Source organism: Crossiella sp. SN42, assembly GCF_023897065.1.
In the GTDB taxonomy this organism is placed as follows: Bacteria; Actinomycetota; Actinomycetes; order Mycobacteriales; family Pseudonocardiaceae; genus Crossiella.
Genome location: NZ_JAMHIV010000045.1, coordinates 39,307 through 63,105, shown reverse-complemented (window position 1 = coordinate 63,105; position 23,799 = coordinate 39,307). Strand labels below are relative to the sequence as shown.

Below are 23,799 nucleotides of genomic sequence, written 5' to 3'. Positions count from 1 at the left end.
TCACCCGGCTTCGGCGGTGCCCCACCACAGGAAGTCCCGCGCCCTGGTCGCCGCGACCAGCTGCTGCCGCTCGCGCAGCGCCCGCTGCTCCTCGTCCTCCTGGGGGCGCGCGCCGAACTCCACCACCAGCACCGCCTGGAAGTCCAGCCCCTTGGCCCGGTGCACCGTGCCCACCTTGACCCGGTCGTCCTCCGCGCCCACGTAGTCGTCCAGCCGCAGCATCGGAATCCCGGCCGCGCGCAACAGCGCCGTGCACCGGTCCAGGTCCTTGCGGTGGAACACGATCACCGCCGTCCGTCCACTCGGGACGGTCGAACCGGCCAGCGCCGAGCGCAGCGCGGGACCCAGCTCAGCCTCCGGCCCGCGCCAGGACTGGATCTCCCCGCCCTCGTTGGCCGACTCGGCCTCGCGCAGCCCGACCCCGGCCGCGCCGTCCAGGTCGTCGACCTGGTTGGTGGCGTCGAACCGCTGCGCGAAACCCAGCACCTCGGCCCGGTTCCGGTAGTTGATCCGCAGCACCTCACCCCGGCCCTGCACCGGAATCCCCGCGTCGGAGAGCCGCCAGCCGCCCGGGTAGACCTGCTGCTGCCCGTCGCCGACCAGCAGCAGCCGGTTCGGCCCATCCCCGGCCAGCTCGCGCAGCAGCCGCAACCCCATCAGCGTGATGTCCTGCACCTCGTCCACCACCACCGCCGCGTACGGCCGCTGCGGCGGTTCCCGGCGCAGCTCGGCCAGGGCCAGCGCGATCAGGTCGTTGTGGTCGTGCAGCCCGCGTTCGGCCAGGTAGCGCTGGTAGCTCTGGAACAGCGCCCACACCAGCTCCCGCTGTCCGCCGTCCAGCCGCCGCACCCGCCCCCGGCGCGGGGTGCGCTGGTACTCGGCCAGGCTGCCCACACCCCGGCCCTTGATCACCCGGTCGATCTCGGTCCGCCAGTAGCCGACGTCCTCGATCTCTTGCAGGGCAAGGCGGTGCGCCATCCAGGCCCGGCTGAACGCGGTCTCCGCCGAGGAGGACCGGATGGTCAGGTCGTGCCCGCGCTCGCGCAGGAACTCCCGCGCCCAGGCGTGCAAGTTGGTGAACTCCACCCGGTCGGCCAGCTCCGGCGCCAGCCGGGCGAAGGAAGCCTTGTGCACCAACGGAAGCGTGCGCACGAAGGTGGTGAACAGCAGCGGTCCGGTGCTGCGCCGGGCCAGGTGCCGCAGCCGGTGCAGCGCGACCACGGTCTTGCCGGTCCCGGCCGGCCCGCTGATCCGCGCCGGTCCGCTGTAGTCCCGCACCGCCACCGCCTGCTGGCGCGGGTGCAGGAAGGTCAGCCAGCTCTCGAACGGCCGCCGCTGTGCCGCCCCCACCTGGTCCTCGGTGATCTCCGCCAGCTCCAGCAGCCCCTCGGCGGGCTGTGCCCGCTCCGGCGGCGACACCCGCAGCTCCAGGTACTCCGGCAGCCGCTTGACCAGTTGCGCCGCAACGGAATCGACCTGCGTCCGGTCCAGGTGCGCGGCCTCCCGGCGGAACAGCTCGGGCAGCTGCGCCTCGGTCAGCACCCAGCCCAGCCGCCGCTCCCTGGGCGCCCCGGCCTCCCCGCCCAGCACCACCGCGAGGTGGATCGCGCTGCGTGCCAGCACCTGCCCGCGCGACCCGGTGACCCCCGCGCACCGCTGCTCGGCGTGCAGCACGGTCTGTCCCAACTCGGTGTCGGCGGGCACCTGCTCCCCGATCAGCACCGCGAACACCCCGCGCCCCGTCACCAGGAAGGCAACCGCCTGTCCCGCAACGGGTTCCGGCCGCACCAGCAGCCGAGCCCCGGTCGCGGTCCTGGCCAGCAGCGCGGTCAGCACCCGCCGTGACACCGCCTCCAGCCGCGGCGCCCGCTCGGTCAGCACCGCCTCGGCCCGCCGGGCCACCTCCCGCTGCGCATGAGCGCTGATCCCCACCCAGTCCCCCTAGGTCGACTTCCCGCCAACCTACGACCCCGGGCGGCCCCGAACTCCCTGGAAACCGGGATTCACCCGGATGCCTGCGCCATCGCCTCCTGCAACCCCTTGAGCGCCAACCGGTCCGCCCGCTCGTTCTCCGGATGCCCCGCGTGCCCCTTGACCCAGAACCACTCCACCCGGTGCCGCGCCGCGGCCGCCCCCAGCCGCTGCCACAGGTCCACGTTCTTCACCGGCTCCTTGCGCGAGCTGAGCCAGCCGTTCTTCTCCCACTTGGCCATCCAGGCGGTGACCCCGTTGCGCACGTAGGTGCTGTCGGTGTGGATGTGCACCACCGACGGCCGGGTGAGCCCCTCCAGCGCGCTGATCGGCGCCATCAGCTCCATCCGGTTGTTCGTGGTCACCCCGGGCTCGCCGCCGCAGATCTCCTTCTCGTGGCGCCCGTACCGCAACACCGCGCCCCAGCCACCGGGACCGGGGTTGGGGACGCAGGCCCCGTCGGTGTAGATCTCCACCACGTTCTCGTCGTCCGGCACACCGGGACGATACCCGCGCAGGTCAGCGCCACATCCAGGGCCAGCGCCCCAGGATGCTCACCCCACACCCGGGACACGCCTGTTCCACCGGCCGCCCCGACCCGCACACCACGCAGTCCCGCCCGAACGCCGACCCGTCCTGGTGCGCCGCGACCACCCGCGCCACCACCCGCGCCATCGACTCCACCGGCCGCAACGCGGGGTTGGGGCAGTACACCTGCAACGGCCGGGTCAGCCACCGGTCCCGCAGCGGGATGCTCCGCCGCCCCACCGCCTTCTCCGCCCGCCGCCGCGCCGCGAACTCCGCCGTCAGCGGCAGCCACAGCTCCCTGGCGCCCCGCAGCTCGGCCACCGCCCTGGTGAGCGAGTCCAGGTCGTCCTCCAGCCGCAGCGGGATCCGCGCCCAGGAGATCAGGTGCTGCCAGCTCGCCTGGTGGCCGTAGAGCGGGAACCGGGTGACGCAGTCCTTGAGCGCGAGCAGACGCTGGCGCACGGACAGCTCAGGGTTCTCGGCCTGGCGCGCGCGTTCGGGGAAGCTGCTCACGCGGCGACGATAGCCAGGGCAGCCGATCGCCGCGAACGGGTATCGCACGCTCACGGATGGGGGAGCTGGGCCGCCACCTCGGCCACCGCGTCCAGGGCCTCCGCGCTCAGGCTGCCCGCCGCGGTCTCGGTCTCCGCGATCACCACCGCGTTGCCGTTGGGCTGGGCGTCGTAGTTGCGGCCGGTGAACCGGATGTCCCGCAGCTCCAACAGCTCAGCCGCCAGCGGCGTGATGTCGCCGGAACCGTGCACATCGCTGAGCCGCCGGAAGTCCTCGGCCTGCCCCCGGCTGCGGAAGCGCACCCAGACCACCGAGACGACCACCACGTTCCCCTCGCCGTCGCCGATGCTGAACAGCGCCCGGTCGAGTGACTTGCACGGGGTGTGCGCGAAGAACTCGCGGACCCGGCCGAAGGAGTGGGACAGGCACTCGGCCGCGGTCCTGACCTCCTTGCGCAGCTGCCGGGTGCCCAGCCGCTGCCACGCCTGTTCCGCCTTGCCGCTCTTCGCCGACTTCTTACCCTCGCTCTTCCGCGCGCTGATGTTCCGCGAGGCGGCCGAGTTCGCCGCGCCACCGCCCGAGCCGCCGCCCGCACCGCCCGCGCCGCCCAGTCCCAGCCCACCACCGGCCCCCGCCGCGCCGGCCAGCGCCACCACGGCCACCGCGGCGACCACGACGGCACCGCCCTTGCCCGCCGGATCCGAACCGCCGCCCGCACCACCGATACGTCGTCCCATGTCGCTCCTCCCCGAGCCGACCTGATCCCGCTGACCTAACTCGCGGACGGCGGCCACCTGACGCGAACCGGAAGCCGGCCCCCTGAACGGCCCAGGGAATGCACCCGACCGGGCTCCTGCCCCCGATCCGCACGCACCGTGACCGGGCGAAGGCGGTCCGTCAGCTCGACCGCCGGTTCGGCTCACCCGAGGTGGTGGCCCGGTTCGAGGCCAGGCCGGTGCTCGTGCCGTGACCTGCGCACATCCGGGTCCATCCCACCAGGCAGGACAAAGCGGCACAGAGTGGGCACTTCGCTAGACTCCCCCGGGGCGGCAGTGTGGCCGTACCGCTGGAGAAGCAGGTCTGGGGAGACCACTTCGGCCGGTTCCTCAAGTAGCTGAATCACGCGACGCGGCGTACAGGGTTGTTCGGTACCCTCTTCGCTGAAGGTCGAGAGGCGCTGCAACGGGTTCCGGCCCGCCACGCTCGACCGGTACGAAGACACCAAAGGGCGCCTCCCAGACTGAGTCGGGAGGTGCATTCGGTGGGTAACAACGGTGACCGCACGCAGGAGCTCAAGGAGCTGCTGGCACAACGGGTGGTGGTGCTCGACGGCGCGTGGGGCACCATGTTCCAGAACGCCGCGCTCAAGCCGGAGGACTACTACGGCGACCACTGGGCCAACCACGCCCGGGACGTCACCGGCGACCCTGATCTGCTCAACATCACCCGCCCCGACCTGGTGCTGGACATCCACCGCCAGTACCTGGACGCGGGCGCGGACATCACCACCACCAACACCTTCACCGCCACCGGGATCGGCCAGGCCGACTACCTGATGGAGAAGCACGTCCGCGAGATGAACATCTCCGCGGCCCAGCTGGCCAGGCAGGCCGCGGACGAGGCGGGTGGCAAGTTCGTCGCAGGCTCGATCGGGCCGCTGAACGTGACCCTGTCGCTCTCGCCCCGGGTGGAGGACCCCGGCTACCGCGCGGTGAACTTCCAGCAGGTCAAGGACACCTACGCGGAGCAGATCTCGGCGCTGGCCGAGGGCGGGGTGGACCTGCTGCTGGTGGAGACCATCTTCGACACGCTGAACTGCAAGGCCGCCATCGCCGCCGCCCGCGAGGTCGCCCCGCACCTGCCGCTGTGGATCTCGGTGACCATCGTCGACCTCTCCGGCCGCACCCTGTCCGGGCAGACCGTCGAGGCGTTCTGGAGCTCCATCGAGCACGCCGACCCGCTGGTGGTCGGCCTGAACTGCTCGCTCGGCGCGGCCGAGATGCGCCCGCACGTGGCCGACCTGGCCCGCTTCGCCAACACCTACACCTCGGCACACCCCAACGCGGGCCTGCCCAACGCCTTCGGCGGCTACGACGAGACCCCGGAGCAGACCGCGGAGCTGCTCGCCGAGTTCGTCGAGTCCAACATGGTCAACATCGTCGGCGGCTGCTGCGGCACCACCCCGGCGCACATCAGGAAGATCGCCGAGACGGTCTCCTCGCTCAAGCCGCGCACCGTGCCGGAACCGGCGCACCGCACCAGGTTCAGCGGCCTGGAGCCGTTCGAGATCACCGAGAACACCGGCTTCGTGATGATCGGTGAGCGGACCAACGTCACCGGCTCGGCCAAGTTCCGCAGGCTGATCGAGGCCAACGACTACCAGACCGCGGCCAACGTCGCGCTGGAGCAGGTCCGCGGCGGCGCGAACATCCTGGACGTCAACATGGACGCCGACCTGCTCGACAGCGAGCGGGCGATGACCAACTTCCTCAACCTGATCGCCACCGAGCCGGAGATCGCGCGCATCCCGGTGATGATCGACAGCTCCCGCTGGAGCGTGCTCGAAGCCGGGCTGAAGTGCGTGCAGGGCAAGGGAATCGTCAACTCGATCAGCCTCAAGGAGGGTGAGGAGCAGTTCCTCGCCCAGGCCAGGCGGATCCGCGACTACGGCGCGGGCGTGGTGGTGATGGCCTTCGACGAGGAGGGCCAGGCCGACACCACCGAGCGCAAGGTCTCCATCTGCGGCCGCGCCTACGACCTGCTGACCCAGCAGGCCGGCTTCCCGGCCGAGGACATCATCTTCGACCCGAACGTGCTCGCCGTGGCCACCGGCATCAGCGAGCACAACGGCTACGCCAAGGCCTTCATCGACGCGCTGCCACTGATCAAACAACGCTGTCCGGGCGTGCGGATCAGCGGCGGCATCTCCAACCTGTCCTTCTCCTTCCGCGGCAACGACGTGGTCCGCGAGGCCATGCACTCCTCGTTCCTGTACCACGCCACCCAGGTCGGCCTGGACATGGGAATCGTCAACGCCGGCCAGCTCGCCGTCTACGCCGACATCCCGGCTGACCTGCTGGAACTGGTCGAGGACGTGCTCTTCGACCGCCGCCCGGACGCCACCGACCGGCTGGTCGCGCACGCCGAGACGGTCAGCGGCCGCGGCACCAAGCGAGTGATCGACCTGTCCTGGCGCGAGGCGCCGGTGGGCGAGCGGCTCTCGCACGCGCTGGTGCACGGCATCGTGGACTTCATCGAGGAGGACACCGAGGAGGCCCGCCAGCTGCTGCCCAGGCCACTTGAGGTGATCGAGGGCCCGCTGATGGACGGCATGAAGATCGTCGGTGACCTGTTCGGCGCTGGCAAGATGTTCCTGCCGCAGGTGGTCAAGAGCGCCCGCGTGATGAAGCGGTCGGTGGCCTACCTGGAACCGTTCATGGAGGCGGAGAAGGAGGCGGCCCGCCAGGCCGGGGTGGTCACCGAGAGCCGCGGCAACGGCAAGGTCGTGATGGCCACGGTCAAGGGCGATGTGCACGACATCGGCAAGAACATCGTCGGCGTGGTGCTGGGCTGCAACAACTACGAGGTCATCGACCTGGGCGTGATGGTGCCCGCGGCCAAGATCCTGGACACCGCGGTGGCCGAGGGCGCCGACGCGATCGGTCTGTCCGGCCTGATCACCCCGTCCCTGGACGAGATGGTCAACGTGGCCGCCGAGATGGAGCGGCGCGGCCTGAAGCTGCCGCTGCTCATCGGCGGCGCGACCACCTCCCGGCAGCACACCGCGGTGCGCATCGCGCCTGCCTACGAGGGCACCACCGTGCACGTGCTGGACGCCTCCCGGGTGGTGGGCGTGGTCTCCGACCTGCTCGACCCGGAGCGCGCCGAGGAGCTGGCCCAGCGCACCCGGGTCGACCAGGACCGCCTGCGCGTGCAGCACGAGGCGCGCGAGCACAAGCCGCTGCTGACCGTGGAAGCGGCCCGCGCCAACTACGAGCTGGTCTCCTTCGAGGACCTGCCCACCCCGGACTTCACCGGCATCCGCACGGTGACGCCCGACCTGACCACCCTGCGCGGCATGGTCGACTGGACGTTCTTCTTCCTGGCCTGGGAGCTCAAGGGCAAGTACCCGAAGATCCTGGAAAACCCGGTGGCGAAGGAGCTCTTCGACGACGCCAACGTGCTGCTGGACCAGATCATCGCCGAGGGCCGGTTCCAGGCGAAGGGCGTCTACGGCTTCTGGCCGGCCCGCAGCGAGGGCGATGACATCGTGGTGGACAACGGCGCCCCCGGCGGCGTGCGGCTGCCGATGCTGCGCCAGCAGACCAAGAAGCCGGAGAACCGCCCCAACCGCTGCCTGAGCGACTACGTGGCACCGGAAGGCGACTACCTGGGCGGCTTCGCGGTGGCCATCCACGGCGCCGAGGAGCTCGCCGCCGAGTACGAGGCCAAGCACGACGACTACCGCGCCATCATGGTCAAGGCCCTCGCCGACCGCCTCGCCGAAGCCTTCGCCGAATGGGCGCACCTGGAGGCCCGCCGAGCCTGGTTCGAGCCGGACACCCAGCCCGACCTGGCCGACCTGCACGCCGAACGCTTCCGCGGCATCCGCCCCGCCCTTGGCTACCCGGCCAGCCCCGACCACAGCGAAAAGCGCGAGCTCTTCGACCTGCTCGAAGCCGAGAAACTGGGCCTGGCCCTCACCACCTCCTTCGCCATGACCCCAGCCGCCGCGGTCAGCGGCCTGATCTTCCAGCACCCCGAGGCCAAGTACTTCACCGTCGGCCGCCTCGGCAAGGACCAGGTCCACGACTACGCCAAGCGCCGCGACATGCCCCTGCCCGAAGTAGAACGCTGGCTCCGCCCGAACCTGGGCTACGAGCCGGACTCGCGCTGACCCCAGGTGGGGGCCGCACACCCACGCGGCCCCCACCCTCAGCCCGAGAACAGATCGGGCACCACCGCCGCGCCCCGATGCCGCGCACACCGCCCACCCCCGGTCGCGACCGCACACGGCTTGCCGTTCTTCCGCGCCGCCCGGCACCGCAACGCCGGATCGTGCACATGGCACAACCCACCCGGCCCAGCCTCGATCGGACACGCCCGGCCCGCCTTGGTGATCGCCGAACACCCCCGCTGAGCCAGCCCCGCCGGCCGCGGCACCGGCGCACGCCTCCCGCCCGCCCGCCGCGCCACCCGCGCGCCGACCCCGGTCACCTCCCGCACACCCCGGCCGGCCAGCCGATCCGCCCGCTCGTTCTCCGGAATCCCCGAGTGCCCCTTCACCCACCGCCACTCAACCCGGTGCGGCGCGACGACATCGTCCAGCAACTGCCACAGATCCGCGTTCGGCACCGGCCGGTTCCCCTTCGCCAGCCAGCCATTGGCCTTCCACCGCGGCACGCTGACCCCCATCCCGTCGGTCAGGTAACGGCTGTCGCTGAAGACCCGCACCGCACACGGCCGGGTCAGCGCCCGCACCGCCTGGATGGGCGCCATCAACTCCATCCGGTTGCTCGTGGTCGGCCCCGGCTCACCGCCGTACAGCTCCCGCTCATGCCCACCACACCGCAACACCGCACCCCAGCCACCAGGGCCGGGATTCCCCCGGCACGCGCCATCGGTGTAGATCTCCACCACCTGTTCGGTCTCCATGGACCCGAACGTAAGACCGCCCCGCGCACCCGTCCGCGTAGCGAACTCCGGTCCGGAGATCGTCGCGGCGACGGCCGAGACGAAGCTCCCCACGGCACCCACCGTCGCGGCCAGCGCGCCATTCCCACAGCTCGGAGCGCTTGCTTTTGATGGTGGAGTCGTCGCCGTGGCCCTAGCGGAGCCGACACGGCACGTCTGTGGCCAAGTCGGGTCGGAAGACAGACGATCGTCGCACTGCCCCACGCCGAAGTGCTGATTCTGTTGTCCGCTGGTGCGGTTTGCTGTTCTCGGGAGGGGCGACAGGCCGGCATCAGAGGTCGGATGGCGCCCGGCGCGTCACGTGCTCGATGTGGTGCGACGTGGCGATGGCTATCCAGCGGGGCACGGTGCCCGCGGTTCTCCCGCCCCCTCGCCTGCAACGGGTCAACTCGCGGTCACCCCACGAGAAGTCCCTGCCCGCGAACTCCTGCCGCGCCAGCAGCTCCTCCGCCAAGGCGGTGAAGGCCTCGACGGCCGCACCCTGCACCGGCTTGCCGTCTTCCCTGGCAAGTTGTCTGCGCAGCGCGACCCTGCGACCCGGAGCCGTGTAGTAGAGATACGGGTTGACGGTTCTCGGGCCGGGGTCCCCGCCTTTGGGCGGCACCGGGTGAACCACGCCGTAGTCCCCGTAGTTCACCGCCCCGTCCACCTGCTCGGCGACCGCATGCCACAGCGGTACTTCGGGGCGTTGACAGGTAGTCGTGGCGAAGCTGTTTCGGCTGGCCGGGATCGAACCGGCCAGCAGCGTCGTCGACGACGGTCCGATGTCGTCGACGATCGTGCCGATCAGCCGTGCAGCCCGTGTCACATGGGCGGGCTGCAGGGTCTCGACGAAGCCGAGGTCGATCACGGCGTGCAGATGCTCCGCCTCGATACCGGTCCGGCTGACGACGCGCCGCAGCCGGTCGACGATCTCTGCCGGCGGCGTGGCGAGCCCGCGCACCCGCACCACGACGTCCCGCGGCCGGTGCTGCCGGAGCAAGGAGATCGTCCTGAGCTCGTCGTCCGTCGCCGAGTCGGCCACTACTGGGATCAACGCGGTGACGTCGAGCGCCAGGAGTCCGCGCTCGTCGTGCAGGGTGTTCTCGATCTGCTTGTCGAGGAATTCCAACGGGCCGCCCGGCTGGCGGGCCAGCGAACTGGTCGCGCTGAGCAGGTGCGCGTCGATCCACAGCGGTTTGTCATGCACCGCCGCGTCCACTGCGGCTTTGATGAGCGCGGGCAGGAGTTGCCCTCTTTCCGATACTCCGACGGAGTCCAGCAGTTCCACGAGGATCGCCGGTCGTGGCTCGGAGTTCGCCGGAAGGTGGCGGAGCGCGTCGAGTTCGCCCTTTTTGCTCTTCAACGCGATCAGTGGGGTGAAGGTCATCGCGTGACTCCCTGCCGAAGAGCGCCTGTGGCCGCAAGCCGGGCAACTTCGATCCTGGGAGTTCGACCGGTCCGCTGACGCCTGCCGATCGGGTGATCTTCGGCTCCGCTCTCGCGCCGAGAACGGCGGTTCGGCGAAGATCCAGAGCTCCCCGTCGCCCGTCAGCGACGGGAAGTTCTCCAGTGTCAGTGTCTTCCCAGTCACACCAGGGAACAGCGCGTCCCCGGTGCTCACCAGTCCTCGGCCCGGCCGACCAGCCGGTCAGGCGGTCTCCCCGCTCTGATCGGGGGAGATCGCGTCCGCAGGCGTTTCCGCGGTGCCTTGCTGGTGTTCACGAAGTGTCCGTCCTTGGGCATCTCGCCACTCGATACGGCCATTCTTGCTGCCCCCGGACAGCACGCTCGCCGCGCTTGACGGGCTGTCGAACGCGTACGTTCTGGTCAGGCGGATCTGATCTGCTCCGTGCGCTGCCAGTACGCCTTCTGTCAGCAGTTTCTCTCGCAGTGCGTGGTAGCCGGCTGTCATGGTCTTCGTCTCGAAGCGTCCGAGCGCCCCTTCAAAGACGGTGAAACCGCGGGGGTCTTCGATTCCCTCTGCGGTTGTGAGCTGGGTTTTCAGGAAATATCTCGTGCGGGTTTCGGCCGCGTCAGGTGTGCCGGTCCCGCCAACCTCACCCGTGACGGTCGGAACCTCGAATGCGTGAACCCCCACGATGGGCAGGATCACCAGCATGTTCGCCAGGTACGCCTCCATGTCGGCGACCTCGGGCTCGCTCAACCACGGCACATTGGGGGTTTTCCCGTTGTCGAGCCGGACAGAGTTCGCTGTCGCGGCGATCTGCACCAACCGTGCTTCGAGGTACCTGACGTGCGCTTTGTTGAGGGAATCGTCCGCGGTCGTCAGCACGTAGGCATTCGTCCAGAAATCTTTCGACCGCTGGTGCGAGTCGAGCCGTGCGGCCACCGCGTCCCCCTCCCCGATGTAGAGGACGTCCGGACCCTTGCCCTCTGGGTCCGGGCCGGTCAGCAGGTAGACCCCGGTTCGCCCGAACTCGTTGCGCAGGCGTGCACGGGCGTAATCGGCTCGGGAGAAGGCCAGGCATACCCCGGTCCACTGGCTGCGGTCGACAAGTCGTATCCCCTGAGGTGTGCCGTCGACGAGGAACAAGCGGATGGTGGCGCCACTCGTGCCAGCGTGCGTCATGGCGCCATTGAACCAACCGCTCCCGACGTTCCGGTCAACCGCCAGCCGTTGCTCGCGCTTGACCTCGGAACTCACGCATGTCGGCTGCCGCTCACCAGCCGCGTTCGCGCCATTCGCTGAGCTTCGGCCGCTCCGCCCCAATAGTCGAGTCGTCCCCATGCCCCGGATAGAACCAGGTGTCATCCGGCAGATAGTCGAACAACCGCTCCGACACATCCGCGATCAGCGACTGGAAGTCCTCCGGCGAGGTCGTCTTCCCCACCCCGCCCGGGAACAGCGAGTCCCCGGTGAACAGGTGTCCGGTGCTCTCCGGATCCCGGTACAGCAGCGCGATCGACCCCGGGGTGTGCCCACGCAGGTGGATCACCTCGAGTTCGCTCTCGCCCACGGTCACCGTGTCGCCGTGCTCGACCAGCACGTCCGGCGGGGCGGGCAGGGGGTCGGCGTCGAGGGGGTGGACCACGATCTGGGCGCCGGTGGCGCCGGCCACCGCGCCCAGAGCCTGCCAGTGGTCGGGGTGTTGGTGGGTGGTGACGACGGCGCGCAGGCGGGGGCGGTCGGCGTCGTGGCCCAGGAGGTCCAGGAGGCGTTCCGCGTCGTTGGCGGCGTCGATCAGGAGGGCGTCGCCGGTGGTGCGGCACACCAGGAGGTAGGCGTTGTTGTTCCAGTCTCCGCCCACGGACAGTTTGGTGATTGTCAGGTGGGCCAGGGTGCGGCGGGCGGCTGGGCCGCCGGGCTCGACATGGCCGGTGTAGTTCTCGAGGACCTCCACGGGACCACCGTAGTACCTGGGTAGTTCTGGTCGCGGACCGCTATCGGCGGGTTGCGTTTTCCTGCGGCATTCGGGGGTGGGATCCCTCTTCAGGTCACGCTCAGCAATGGGGCTTAGGGTTGGGCTGCAAACGATCACCAGCACCTCCCAGCCCCCTCTGTGAGCGACGTGCCGAACTCCTCCACCGCAGCCGCGACACCAGCGACGCCGGCCTCCGCGCCGCCGGTCGTGGCCACCACCCGTCATGTCAGCTGGGACCTCATCCGCGTCCTCGCCGTGACGGCGGTGTTGTTACAGCACGCCACCAACCTCGGGCCGCACGACCATCCCGAGCTGGGCGGCATGCCGTTCCGGTTCGGCATCCAGGTCGGGGCCAACAGCCTGCTGGTGATCTCCGCCTACTTCACCGCGCGGACCTTGGCGCGCGGGCGGTCCGGGCGTTTTGTCTGGCACAAGGTGGCCCGGCTGCTGCCCGCCTACTGGCTCGCGGTCACCGTCACCTACCTGCTGCGCACCAACATCGCGCCCGCGGACTGGACCGGCGGCCTGAACCTGCACGACTACCTGGCCAACCTGGCCCTGCTCCAGGCCCGCGTCCCGGACGCCGACTTCGTGGACATCAGCTACTGGACCCTCCAACTCCAGATGACCGCGTTCGTGGTGGCCGCGGTGCTGGCCGCGTGCTGGAAGTGGTCCTATCGGGACCTGCGGATCCTGTGCTGGGCGCTGGTGCTCGCACCGCTGCCGCTGAGCTGGCTGCGCGAGCACTCCGGATCACTCGACTGGTGGTTCGGCATGCTCCAGCTCAACCGCACCCACCTGTTCGCGGTCGGCCTGGCCATCTGGCTGTGGTCCCGCCGCCGGATCAGCCCGGTCCAGTTCGGACTGCTGCTCGCCGCGGCCGCCGCGGCCCAGGAATGGCATCTCGGCGAACCCGGGGGAGCGGCGGCGCTGGCCGGCATGGTGGCGCTGATGGCGCTGGCCGCGCGACGGCCGGTGTGGGACCTGCCGGTGCTGCGCTCGCTGGGCAGGCCGCTGGCCTGGCTGGCCGGCATCTCCTTCGGCGTGTACCTGGTCAACTACCAGGTCGGCTCGCTGATCTCGTTGGGGCTCAAGCGAATCGGCGTCGACTCCTGGGCGCGGCTGGCCCTGGTGCTCGGCGCGCTGGTGCTGCTCGGCTGGCTGCTCACCCGGCTGGTGGAGAAGCCGTTGTTCCGGCTCCTCACCACCAGCAGGATCCGCCGTCGGCGTCAGAGCCAGCGGGGCAGCTCGGGCACGGTGCCGGACAGCGCGGTGCCGTCCCCGCGCCCGGTCAGCCAGGCCAGCATGGCAGGCGCTTCCCCGCGCACCACCGCGGCCGGGGCGTCCGAGCCCTCGAGCGTCCAGACCCGCTGACCGCCCTCGGGCAGCTCGACCTCCAGCTGCAGCGCGGGCGCGCCCGGCCGTTCCCCGTACACCGCGAGCGAACTGCCGATCAGCTCGCCCAGCACCGCGGGGTCGATGTCCTCGAAACCGACGCCGACGTCCAGGTCCACCAGGTGCACCCACACCTCGCGCACCCGCAGCCACGGGATCTCGTGCGCCACGAACGGGGTGCCGCTGGTGTGCTGGATGTCCGCGGTCCAGGCCGTCTCGCTCAGCGCCCTGGCCGCCGCGGCGAACCGCTCGCTCGCGGCCACCAGGTCCTCTTGTAACAGCCGGAGCCTGCGGTTGGCGCCTTCCTCGATGTCGGCGTCCCGGTCCGCGCGGCTGGCGTACATCGGGTGCTCGACCCCGGTGCGCGCCCAGATCACCAGGTTCAGCAAGGCATCGGCGTTGCGGGCCAGGTGGGTCAGCAGGTGACCCCTGGTCCAGTCCGGCAGTCCGCTCGCACCGCGCACTCCCGCGTCACCGAGCTCGGTGACGGCGTGGAGCAACCGCTGGTCCGCGCGTTCCAGCGCGTCCAGGGCGGTGCTGGCCCTGGCGGCTGCGTCGGCGGGACTGCGGCGCGGTGATGGCACGGAAACTCCCGTCAGCTGGCGTGCTAATCCGGTCATAGCGCCCCTCCCCGACTGGTAGGCGTGTCCGGTGTCTGTGACGAAGTCCTTGATCCTAGGGACCCAGGCTACTCGTCCGCTTCGGCCGAATGTGGTGCTCACATCGTGGAAATTGTGGCCCTCGGAGACCCCGAAGAGGTTTGATCTGCACCGTACGGACCGTTCCGACCTGCTGGAGGCCCTGTGTCCACAACAGACACCCCGGTGGCGCCGACCCCGGCCGACCGCCGCAAGGGCCTGGTCGCCGCCTCCATCGGCAACGGCCTGGAGTGGTTCGACTGGAACGCCTACGCGATCTTCGCGGTGTTCTTCGCGCCCCAGTTCTTCCCCAAGGACGACCCCACCGCGGGCACCCTGAGCACCCTGCTGATCTTCGCCGTCGGCTTCTTCTTCCGGCCGCTCGGCGGGGCCCTGCTGGCCGCCTTCACCGACCGGCACGGCCGCCGCGCCGGACTCAGCCTCTCGGTGATCCTGATGGCCGGCGGCAGCCTGCTGATCGCGGTCGCGCCCACCTACGAGCAGATCGGGCTGTTCGCGCCCGGCCTGCTGCTGCTCGCCCGGATCGCCCAGGGCCTGTCCACCGGCGGCGAGTTCGCCTCCTCCTCGACCTACCTGGCCGAGCTGGCGCCGACCGGCAGGCGCGGCTTCTACAGCAGCTTCATCTACGTCAGCAACGTGCTCGGCACCATCGCCGCGACCCTGGTGCTCACCCTGCTCACCGCCACCCTGGGCCGCGAGGCGCTGGCCGACTGGGCCTGGCGGATCCCGTTCGCGGTCGGCGCGCTGCTCGGCGTCTACGGCCTCTACCTGCGGCGCGCCCTGGAGGAGACCGAGGCGTTCCTGCTCGGCAAGGACCGCAGGGTGGCCAGGCCCACGCTGGAGGTGCTGCGCCGCCACCCCGGCGCCGCGCTGCGCGTGGTCGGGTTCACCGCGGGCGCGACCGCCGCGTACTACACCTTCGCCGTCTACCTGCCCACCTACGCGCAGAAGGCGCACGGCATGGCCGCCACCGGCGCGCAGTGGGCCTCGGTGGCCGCCCAGCTGCTGATGGTCCTGGTGCTCCCCCTGCTGGGGTCGATTTCCGACCGGATCGGGCGAAAGCCGCTGTTGATCGTGTTCGCCGCGGGCTACCTGCTGCTGGTCGTGCCGTTGTTCGGGCTCATCTCCAGTTCGCCGCTGTCACTCTTCCTGGTGATGTCCGGCGGCCTGCTGCTGTTCGCCTGTTATGGAGCGGTGGCGCCGGTGGCGATGGCCGAGCTGTTCCCCACCGAGGTGCGCTCGGCGGGCCTCGGACTGCCGTACTCGCTGACCGTGGCGGTCTTCGGCGGCACCGCGCCCTACGTCGTGGAACAGCTCACAGCAGCGGGTTCCGGAGCCCTGTACCCTTGGTACATCGCAGTGTTGTGCCTGGTCAGCCTGGTGGTCTACCTCACATCGAAGGAGACCAGGCACGTGAGCCTGGCAGGCGCCAAGGCCGATTCCTAGATCGTTCGAACACCTGCGCGAACGAATGTCGGTGGGTCGGCTTAGCATGGCTCCTGCCTTGCCCCAAGACCGCAAGACCCTTGTGAAGGGACCCCACCTCAGTGGCCGACCGTCTCGTCGTTCGTGGCGCACGCGAGCACAACCTGCGCGGAGTCGATCTCGACCTGCCGCGTGACAGCATGATCGTGTTCACCGGGCTCTCCGGCTCGGGCAAGTCGAGCCTGGCCTTCGACACGATCTTCGCCGAGGGCCAGCGCCGGTACGTCGAGTCGCTCTCGGCCTACGCGCGCCAGTTCCTCGGCCAGATGGACAAGCCGGACGTCGACTTCATCGAGGGCCTCTCGCCCGCGGTGTCCATCGACCAGAAGTCCACCAGCCGGAACCCGCGCTCGACCGTCGGCACCATCACCGAGGTCTACGACTACCTGCGCCTGCTCTACGCGCGCGCGGGCAAGCCGCACTGCCCGGTCTGCGGCGAGCTGATCAGCAAGCAGAGCCCGCAGCAGATCGTGGACCAGGTGCTGGCCATGGGCGAGGGCGAGCGGTTCCAGGTGCTGGCCCCGATCGTGCGCGGGCGCAAGGGCGAGTTCGTCGACCTGTTCGAGCAGCTCCAGTCCCAGGGCTACTCGCGGGCCAGGGTGGACGGCGCGGTGCACTCGCTGTCCGACCCGCCGAAGCTGAAGAAGCAGGAGAAGCACGACATCGCGGTGGTCATCGACCGGCTCGCGGTGAAGGCCGGCGCCAAGCAGCGGCTCACCGACTCGGTGGAGACCGCGCTGCGGCTGGCCGACGGCCTGGTCGTGCTGGAGTTCGTGGACAAGCCGGAGGACGACCCGCACCGCGAGCGCCGCTTCTCCGAGCACCTGGCCTGCCCGAACGCGCACCCGCTGGCGGTGGACGACCTGGAGCCGCGTTCGTTCTCGTTCAACTCGCCCTACGGCGCCTGCCCGGACTGCACCGGCATCGGCGTGCGCAAGGAGGTCGACCCGGAGCTGGTCGTGCCGGACGACGAGCTGTCGCTGGCCGAGGGCGCGGTGGCGCCGTGGGCCAGCGGGCAGGCCGCCGAGTACTACGGCAGGCTGCTGGAGTCGCTGGCCGAGACCATCGGCTTCCGGATCGACGCGCCGTGGAAGCGCCTGTCGGCCACCGCGCAGAAGGCGGTGCTGCACGGCGTCGACAAGCAGGTGCACGTCCGCTACCGCAACAAGTACGGCCGCGAGCGCTCCTACTACGCCAACTTCGAGGGCGTCATCCCGTTCCTGGAGCGGCGGCAGGAGCAGACCGAGTCCGACTACATGCGGGAGAAGTACGAGGGCTACATGCGGGAGGTGCCGTGCCCGGCCTGCCGCGGCACCCGCCTCAAGCCGGAGATCCTCGCGGTCACCCTCGGCCACCGCAGCCAGGGCGAGAAGTCCATCGCGGACGTCTGCGCGATGAGCGTGCGCGACTGCGCCGAGTTCCTCAACGGGCTGCAGCTGGACCGGCGGCAGAAGATGATCGCCGCCGCGGTGCTCAAGGAGGTGCAGGCCCGGCTCGGCTTCCTGCTCGACGTCGGCCTGGACTACCTGTCGCTGGACCGGGCCTCCGGCACGCTCTCCGGCGGCGAGGCCCAGCGCATCCGGCTGGCCACCCAGATCGGCTCCGGGCTGGTCGGCGTGCTGTACGTGCTGGACGAGCCGTCCATCGGCCTGCACCAGCGGGACAACCACCGGCTGATCGAGACGCTGTCCCGGCTGCGCGACCTGGGCAACACGCTGATCGTGGTGGAGCACGACGAGGACACCATCCGCACCTCGGACTGGGTGGTCGACATCGGCCCCGGCGCCGGTGAGCACGGCGGCCAGGTGGTGCACAGCGGGCCGTACGAGGAGCTGCTGACCAACGCGAAGTCGGTCACCGGGCAGTACCTGGCCGGGGTCAGGGAGATCCCGATGCCCGCGCTGCGGCGGCCGGTGGACCGCAAGCGGCAGCTGACCGTGGTCGGCGCGCGCGAGCACAACCTGCGCGGCATCGACGTGGAGTTCCCGCTGGGCTGCCTGGTCGCGGTCACCGGTGTGTCCGGTTCGGGCAAGTCGACGCTGGTCAACGACATCCTGGCCACCGTGCTGGCGAACAAGCTCAACGGCGCGCGGCAGGTGCCGGGGCGGCACACCAGGGTCACCGGGCTGGACCAGGTGGACAAGCTGGTGCAGGTCGACCAGTCGCCGATCGGCCGGACCCCGCGCTCGAACGCGGCCACCTACACCGGGGTGTTCGACCACATCCGCAAGCTGTTCGCGGCCACCACCGAGGCGAAGGTGCGCGGCTACCAGCCGGGCCGGTTCTCCTTCAACGTCAAGGGCGGCCGCTGCGAGGCCTGCGCGGGCGACGGCACCATCAAGATCGAGATGAACTTCCTGCCGGACGTCTACGTCCCGTGCGAGGTGTGCAAGGGCGCCCGGTACAACCGGGAGACCCTGGAGGTGCACTACAAGGGCAAGACCATCGCCGAGGTGCTGGACATGCCGATCGAGGAGGCCGCGGCCTTCTTCGAGCCGGTCAACGCCATCCACCGGCACCTGCGCACGCTGGTCGACGTCGGCCTGGGGTACGTCCGGCTGGGACAGCCCGCGCCGACGCTCTCCGGTGGTGAGGCGCAGCGGGTGAAGCTGGCCAGCGAGCTGCAGAAGCGGTCGACCGGCAAGACGGTCTACATCCTGGACGAGCCGACCACCGGCCTGCACTTCGAGGACATCCGCAAGCTGCTGGGCGTGATCAACGGCTTGGTGGACAAGGGCAACACGGTGATCGTGATCGAGCACAACCTCGACGTGATCAAGACCTCGGACTGGCTGATCGACATGGGCCCCGAGGGCGGTTCGGGCGGCGGCATGGTGGTCGCCACCGGCACGCCGGAGGACGTGGTGGACGTGCCCGAGAGCTACACCGGCCAGTTCCTCGCCCCGCTGCTGGCCAAGGAAGCGGGCGCGGTCCGCGCCGAACCCCGCGCCAAGGCCAAGACCAACGGCGCCAAGCCCGCCAACGGCAAGGCGGCCACCAAGACGACCACGACCAAGACCACCAAGAACGGCACCAAGCCCAAGGCCAAGGTCTCCGCCCGCTGACCCCACCCGCCGAGCCGGCCGATCCCGCACCGCGCGGGATAGGCCGGCTCAGCTGCCGGGGCGGATGAGGCGGTGCTCGTAGGCCCAGCTTGGCCGGGATACGGCTGAACAGGGTGGCGACGATCTCGGCGTTGGCCGCGCCACGGGGCCGGTCAGAGCAGCACCAGGCGGTGACCGCGAACCCGCCGCCCGGCCACCCACCCCCGTTGCTGCACCAGGTTCCTCCTGGCGCTGCTGGCCGGGCGGGACACCGGCTGACCGCGGCAGAACCGTTACGGCGGAAAACCGTTGCCCTGTCGACGGACCTGGAGCGGCGGCCCGCGCCGGTGTGGCCGCGGGCCGCCGTGCTCAGGGCTGTTACCGGGCTAGATGTGCGTGCTCAGCCAGTTCAGCACCGCCTGCTGGTACTGCGGTGCGCTCGGATGCAGGTTGAGATCGTGCCCCACCCCCGGCGCGACGTAGGCCGAGACGTGTGGCGCGTGCGGGTAGTAAGCGCTTTCCGTTGCCAGCACGGTGTTCGCGCTCGAACAGTTGGTGGCGCCGGTGCCGCAGAACAGCTTGTCCGAGCCGCCGATGGCCAGCAGCACCGGCGCGTTGATCAGCGCCGAGTACGGCGGGATGATCCCGACGCCCAGCGAGTCGCCGGTTTCCAGCACGGTCAGCACGTCCTTGGTCTGCTCGTCCACCGCCACCACCGCGGGATCCACCGCGCCGGGCTCGTGGAACAGCGGGCCGCGCTTGCCGGGTTTGCTGGTCAGGTAGTTCGGGTCGTAGCCGCCGCCCTGCAGTTGCGGGTCCAGCATGGCCGGGTGGATGTCGGTGAGCGCGGTGGACAGGTTGAGCAGGTTCGGGTGGTGCGTCATGCCGGTCAGCACCACCCCGTCCACATCGCGGTGGGTGCCCGCCTCCAGCACCGAGATCGCCGAGCCGACCGAGTGTCCAATGAGGACTACCTTGGCGAAGGAGGAGCGCAGCGACTGGATCACCTTGTGCACCGCCTTGGCCTGCACCAGCGCGGTGACCAGGGTGCCAAGTGGACGCGAGCTCGCGCCGGTGCCCAGCCGGTCCACCACCGCGGTGGCGTACCCGGCGGCGTTCATCGCCTTGCGGAAGTTGTAGGTGCCCTCCTGGTACGGGAAGTTCCAGTAGGTCTGGTTGTAGGTGCCGCCGGGCACCATGACCAGCACCTTGGTGGCGCCGGGCGGGGTGCACAGCGTGCCGCGCATCTGCTGCTGGGTGAGCAGCACGGAGACGTTCTGGGTGAAGGGCTGACAGACCGGTTCGGTTGCGGATGCGGTCGCGGGGACGAGGAGCTGGGCCAGCAGGACGGGGATGATCAGACCGGGTAGACGGGTGATGACCGACCGTCGGCGCATGGGACCTCCGGGTCTCGACAAGCGGAATCGGTTCCAGCGCAGCCATGGTGGAGGCTTGACCGCGGGCGTGGACTCGGCCGAACGGGTGCTGACCCGATCTGACACCACGCTGTGATCGATTCGCGTCCGAAGATCAGCTCTCGGTGCGGCGGCGGTAAAGAATTCCCTTGTACAGCAACAGGAATCCGGCCAGGGCGAGCATGCCGCCTGCCAGTGCGATGGGCTGCGGGCCGTAGAGCCTGCCGAGCACGGTGGTGTCCGCGCTGACCTTTCCGCTGAAGTACATGAGCTCCTGCCCGGCCAGCGCCAGCCCGGTGAACAGCGGGCCCAGCGCCATCGGCAGCGCGCCGCGGTCGGCCAGGCCCGGCGCCACCGCGCCCGCGGCCAGGATCACCGCCACGATCACCAGCACCATGACCAGCTCGGCAGGCAGGTGGTCGTTGTGCTCCAGCAGTGCGCGCAGGCCGCGGCCGGGTAGTTCGGGCGCGGTCAGCGCCACCGCGGCCAGCCCGAGGCAGACCCCGGCCGCGGCCAGCAGCCGGTGCCGTATGGTCGCGGCGAGCACGCCCAGCGCGAGTCCGGTGGCCGCGACCGGCAGGATCGGCGTGGCGGCCACGGTCATCGCGTAGTAGGCCGCGAACAGCGGTGCGCTGGCCGCCAGCGCGGCCGCGGTGACCACCACCACCGCGCCCAGCACCCCGGCCCCGGCGATCACCGCCACCGCGACGGTGGCCGCCAGCGCGGTCGCCGCGGACACGCCCACCTCGGCCGCGGACTGCGGACCGCCTGGGAAGAACGCACTGATCACCTTGGGCAGCAACGGGATCGCGCTGGCGCACAGGCCGAGCTGGAGCATCCGGCGGTCCGGCGGGTACTCGGCTGGTTCGGTCAGCCTGCCGGTGGCCGCGGCCAGCACCGCGAGCACCGCGCCGGTCAGGCCGACCACGGTCAGCAGCGCCACCGCGGTGTCCGGCGGCGGCGGGCCGGGCACCGGAACGGGCCGTCCGAACAGGATCCGGCTGAACAGCTCCGCGCCGATCATGGCCGCGACCACCGCGGCGGCCGCGGCGCGGGAACCGGCGCGCGCCAGCTGTTGTGCCGCGCCCAGGATGCCCGCGATCAGCAGCGAGCCGCCCATGGTGCCGCCCGCGGTGAGCGTGTCCAGGATGCCGTCCTGGCCGGTGGTGTACTTCTCCGGCCAGGTCGTCTCGTGCAGCAGCGTCGGCCAGATCCGCACCACCGCCGCGGGCACCCCGGCCATCGCGCCGGCCAGCAGCAGCCAGGGCCAGCGGCGGATCAGGCACAGCCCGGCCGCGATGCCGATCATCCCGGCGCCGACGGTGACCAGTTGGCCGAAGTTCAGCTCGATCACCGGCCGGGTGGACAGGTCGGTCAGCCGCCTGCCCTCCGGCCCGACCAGGCCGATCAGCCCGGCCACGCTGGCCAGCACCACCAGCACGATCGACCGGGTGCCCAGCTGCTTGGGCGCCCGCCGCCGCTCGGCGAAGGCGAGGGTGGCGGCCCCGGAGGTCATGCGCAGCACGCTAGCGGCACCCCCAGCGGCCTCCGGAAGAGCGAGATCGGAAACTTTGGGGTGCCCTGACCTTTGACCCGACGATCAGCCCCTGGCCGCCATGGTGGACCTGGCCAGCACGTACGCCGGGAGCATCTGCTTGTGCTCGTCGGTGTCCAGGCCGCCGAGCTGCAGCACCACCGCGCCCTTGGGCAGGGTCACCGCGAGCGCGCGCTGGCGGCGGTCGCCGCCGTTGATGGTGTCCGGCACCACGTAGGTCGCCTCGGCCGCGGCCAGCGAACCCGCCGCGGTCTCGCGGATCTCGGACTTGGCGGCCTTCTTCTCCCCGGTCATGAAGCTCTCCAGCGCCTGCTTGGCGCCCAGCGCCGAGTCGGTGCTCCAGACCCGCAGGAAGCCGAGGTTGCCCGCCGGCTTGGCGTCGATCTCGCAGGCGACCTGGAAGACGCCCTGCTTGCCCAGCAGGCCCGCGCCCTCCTTGGACACCGCCTTGGCCACCCACAGCTTCGCCACGTCGAACTCCACCGGCAGCGGGCAGGCCGCGGAGAGCTTGCCCTCCGCGGTGGCCACCTTCAGATCGTCGAACCAGGGTTCACCCGGTTTGGCGACGGCGGAAGTCGGGCCGGGCGCGGCACTGGCCGAGGTCGGACCGGAGGTGGCGGGCGTGCCGCTGCCGCCGCCCGCACCGCCGCAGCCGGTGAGCAGCAGGGCGAGCAGGGCAGCCGACAGCGGCGCGCGCAGACGCGAGTTCATGATCGTTATCCCCCACGGAAAGTATGGCTTGCGGGGGCGACCCTATACCGGCCTCAGCCGATGACCACACTGAGAATCGCGGCCACCCCGAAGCCGACCACGGACAGGATCGTCTCCAGCACGGTCCAGGTCTGCAGGGTCTCCTTGGTCGGGATGCCGAAGTACTTCGACACGATCCAGAAACCGCCGTCGTTGACGTGCGAGGCGATGATGGAACCGGCCGCGATGGACGCGCCGATCAGCGCCAGCTGCGGCTGGGAGTACCCGGCGTCGGCCAGCAGCGGGGCCACGATGCCCGCGGTGGTCACGATGGCCACCGTGGCCGAGCCCTGGGCGATGCGCAGGCCGCAGGAGATCACGTAGGCCAGCACGATGAACGGCAGGCCCGCGTCGGAAAGCGTGCCGGCCAGCGCCTTGCCGACACCGGTGGCGGAGAGCACCGCGCCGAAGAAGCCACCGGCGCCGATCACCAGCAGGATCATGCCGACCGGGCGCAGCGCGGCCCCGGTCATCTCGCCGATCTCCTTGCCGGTCATGCCGCGCCGGGTGCCCAGCAGCCACAGCGCCAGCAGCAGCGCGATGGTCAGCGCGATCGCCGGGTTGCCGAAGAAGGTCAGCACCTTCAGCACCTCGTTGCCCTTGGGCAGCAGCACGCTGCCGAAGGTGGCGCCCAGGATCAGCGCCAGCGGCAGGCCGATGATGAAGGCCACCAGGCCCAGCGAGGGCACCGTGCGGTCCTTGTTCTTCTCCGCGAACGCCTCGCCCGCGGCCACCAGCTCCTCGGCCACCGGGATGTTGATCCGCTTGCCGATCCAGGAGGAGAAGAACACGCCACCGATCAGCCAGGCGGGGATGGCGCAGGCCAGGCCCATGATGATCAGCCAGCCCAGGTCCACCTTGAGCAGCCCGGCCAGCGCGACCGGGCCGGGGTGCGGCGGCAGGAAGGCGTGCATCACGGATAGCCCGGCCAGCAGCGGCATCGCGTAGAGCACGATGGACCGGCCGCTGCGCTTGGCCGCCACGTAGACCAGCGGGGCGAGCACGAAGATGCCGATGTCGAAGAACACCGGGATGCCGAAGATCAACCCGGCCAGGCCCATGGCCAGCGGCGCGCGGTTCTCGCCGAAGAGCGCGAGCAGCCTGCGGGTGAGCACCTCGGCGCCGCCGGAGGCCTCCAGGATCGCGCCGAGCAGCGTGCCGAGACCGATGATCGCGGCCACGTGCCCGAGCACGCCGCCGAACCCGGTCTCGATCAGTGACTCCTTGGCGCTCTGCGCCGAGCCCACGAGCTTGTCGATCGGCAGCCCGGCCGCGAGCGCGACCAGCACGCCCGCGATCAGCAGGGCGATGAACGGCTCCACCTTGAACTTGATGATCATGGTGAGCAGCACGGCGATGCCGACCGCGGACAGCAGCAGCAGTCCTGGTGTCGACGTTTGCAGCCAGGTGAGCAAGAGAGGTCTC

The 23,799-nt window shown here is 70.5% G+C and carries 16 protein-coding genes and 2 pseudogenes; 5 read left to right on the top strand and 13 right to left on the bottom strand.

The window, feature by feature from the left end; all coding sequences use genetic code 11:
* From M8C13_RS39290 to M8C13_RS39275, 4 genes are all read right to left on the bottom strand, one after another.
* Positions 1 to 1,932: a UvrD-helicase domain-containing protein gene (locus M8C13_RS39290; RefSeq protein WP_252485901.1), complete on the bottom strand. Its 1,932-nt coding sequence runs from the start codon at positions 1,930 to 1,932 to the stop codon at positions 1 to 3.
* A gap of 71 nt (positions 1,933 to 2,003) precedes the next feature.
* Positions 2,004 to 2,468, bottom strand: a complete 465-nt coding sequence (gene rnhA / locus M8C13_RS39285; RefSeq protein ID WP_252485900.1) for a ribonuclease HI — start codon at positions 2,466 to 2,468, stop codon at positions 2,004 to 2,006.
* 22 nt (positions 2,469 to 2,490) lie between these two features.
* Positions 2,491 to 3,012: a hypothetical protein gene (locus tag M8C13_RS39280; protein ID WP_252485899.1), complete on the bottom strand. Its 522-nt coding sequence runs from the start codon at positions 3,010 to 3,012 to the stop codon at positions 2,491 to 2,493.
* Positions 3,013 to 3,062: 50 nt separating this feature from the next.
* Positions 3,063 to 3,749, bottom strand: coding sequence for a hypothetical protein (locus M8C13_RS39275; protein WP_252485898.1), 687 nt, complete (start codon positions 3,747 to 3,749; stop codon positions 3,063 to 3,065).
* Between the two features lie 98 nt (positions 3,750 to 3,847).
* Here M8C13_RS39275 and M8C13_RS44900 point away from each other — a divergent pair, with 98 nt between their 5' ends.
* Together M8C13_RS44900 and metH are read left to right on the top strand one after the other, a co-directional pair.
* The gene (locus tag M8C13_RS44900; RefSeq protein WP_256510472.1) at positions 3,848 to 3,982 is read left to right on the top strand and encodes a hypothetical protein; all 135 of its coding nucleotides are present in this window, start codon (positions 3,848 to 3,850) and stop codon (positions 3,980 to 3,982) included.
* Positions 3,983 to 4,273: 291 nt separating this feature from the next.
* The gene (gene metH / locus M8C13_RS39270; RefSeq protein ID WP_252485897.1) at positions 4,274 to 7,909 is read left to right on the top strand and encodes a methionine synthase; all 3,636 of its coding nucleotides are present in this window, start codon (positions 4,274 to 4,276) and stop codon (positions 7,907 to 7,909) included.
* 296 nt (positions 7,910 to 8,205) lie between these two features.
* On the opposite strand, the pseudogene rnhA (M8C13_RS39265) reads toward metH, so the two are convergent.
* The 4 genes and pseudogenes from rnhA (M8C13_RS39265) to M8C13_RS39250 all read right to left on the bottom strand — a co-directional run.
* Positions 8,206 to 8,667, bottom strand: a pseudogene (rnhA, locus tag M8C13_RS39265) (ribonuclease HI); the annotation flags it as partial.
* 310 nt (positions 8,668 to 8,977) lie between these two features.
* Positions 8,978 to 10,075: a beta family protein gene (locus M8C13_RS39260; protein WP_252485896.1), complete on the bottom strand. Its 1,098-nt coding sequence runs from the start codon at positions 10,073 to 10,075 to the stop codon at positions 8,978 to 8,980.
* 261 nt (positions 10,076 to 10,336) lie between these two features.
* On the bottom strand, positions 10,337 to 11,353 hold the full coding sequence (locus M8C13_RS45670; protein ID WP_252485895.1) for a GIY-YIG nuclease family protein: 1,017 nt from the start codon (positions 11,351 to 11,353) through the stop codon (positions 10,337 to 10,339).
* Between the two features lie 16 nt (positions 11,354 to 11,369).
* Complete coding sequence (locus M8C13_RS39250) at positions 11,370 to 12,050, bottom strand: MBL fold metallo-hydrolase (RefSeq protein ID WP_252485894.1); 681 nt, start codon at positions 12,048 to 12,050, stop codon at positions 11,370 to 11,372.
* Positions 12,051 to 12,209: 159 nt separating this feature from the next.
* Here M8C13_RS39250 and M8C13_RS39245 point away from each other — a divergent pair.
* Positions 12,210 to 13,232: pseudogene (locus tag M8C13_RS39245) on the top strand (acyltransferase family protein); the annotation flags it as partial.
* A gap of 68 nt (positions 13,233 to 13,300) precedes the next feature.
* Here M8C13_RS39245 and M8C13_RS39240 read toward each other — a convergent pair.
* Positions 13,301 to 14,050 carry a maleylpyruvate isomerase family mycothiol-dependent enzyme gene (locus M8C13_RS39240; protein ID WP_252485893.1) on the bottom strand — a complete coding sequence of 250 codons (750 nt, stop codon included), beginning with the start codon at positions 14,048 to 14,050 and terminating at the stop codon, positions 13,301 to 13,303.
* A gap of 219 nt (positions 14,051 to 14,269) precedes the next feature.
* Between M8C13_RS39240 and M8C13_RS39235 the strand changes: the two genes are divergently transcribed.
* Positions 14,270 to 15,571 (top strand): MFS transporter, encoded by a 1,302-nt coding sequence (locus M8C13_RS39235; RefSeq protein ID WP_252485892.1) that lies wholly within the window; start codon positions 14,270 to 14,272, stop codon positions 15,569 to 15,571.
* Positions 15,572 to 15,672: 101 nt separating this feature from the next.
* Positions 15,673 to 18,675 carry an excinuclease ABC subunit UvrA gene (uvrA, locus tag M8C13_RS39230; RefSeq protein WP_252485891.1) on the top strand — a complete coding sequence of 1,001 codons (3,003 nt, stop codon included), beginning with the start codon at positions 15,673 to 15,675 and terminating at the stop codon, positions 18,673 to 18,675.
* 365 nt (positions 18,676 to 19,040) lie between these two features.
* Here uvrA and M8C13_RS39225 read toward each other — a convergent pair whose 3' ends face one another.
* The 4 genes from M8C13_RS39225 to M8C13_RS39210 all read right to left on the bottom strand — a co-directional run bounded on the left by M8C13_RS39225 (position 19,041) and on the right by M8C13_RS39210 (position 23,789).
* On the bottom strand, positions 19,041 to 20,051 hold the full coding sequence (locus M8C13_RS39225) for an alpha/beta hydrolase (RefSeq protein WP_252485890.1): 1,011 nt from the start codon (positions 20,049 to 20,051) through the stop codon (positions 19,041 to 19,043).
* 133 nt (positions 20,052 to 20,184) lie between these two features.
* A complete protein-coding gene (locus M8C13_RS39220; RefSeq protein WP_252485889.1) occupies positions 20,185 to 21,585 on the bottom strand; it encodes a hypothetical protein in 1,401 nt (466 codons plus the stop codon).
* 84 nt (positions 21,586 to 21,669) lie between these two features.
* Positions 21,670 to 22,335, bottom strand: a complete 666-nt coding sequence (locus M8C13_RS39215) for a lipoprotein (protein WP_252485888.1) — start codon at positions 22,333 to 22,335, stop codon at positions 21,670 to 21,672.
* 53 nt (positions 22,336 to 22,388) lie between these two features.
* Positions 22,389 to 23,789, bottom strand: coding sequence for a GntP family permease (locus M8C13_RS39210; protein ID WP_252485887.1), 1,401 nt, complete (start codon positions 23,787 to 23,789; stop codon positions 22,389 to 22,391).
* Positions 23,790 to 23,799 lie beyond the last annotated feature (10 nt).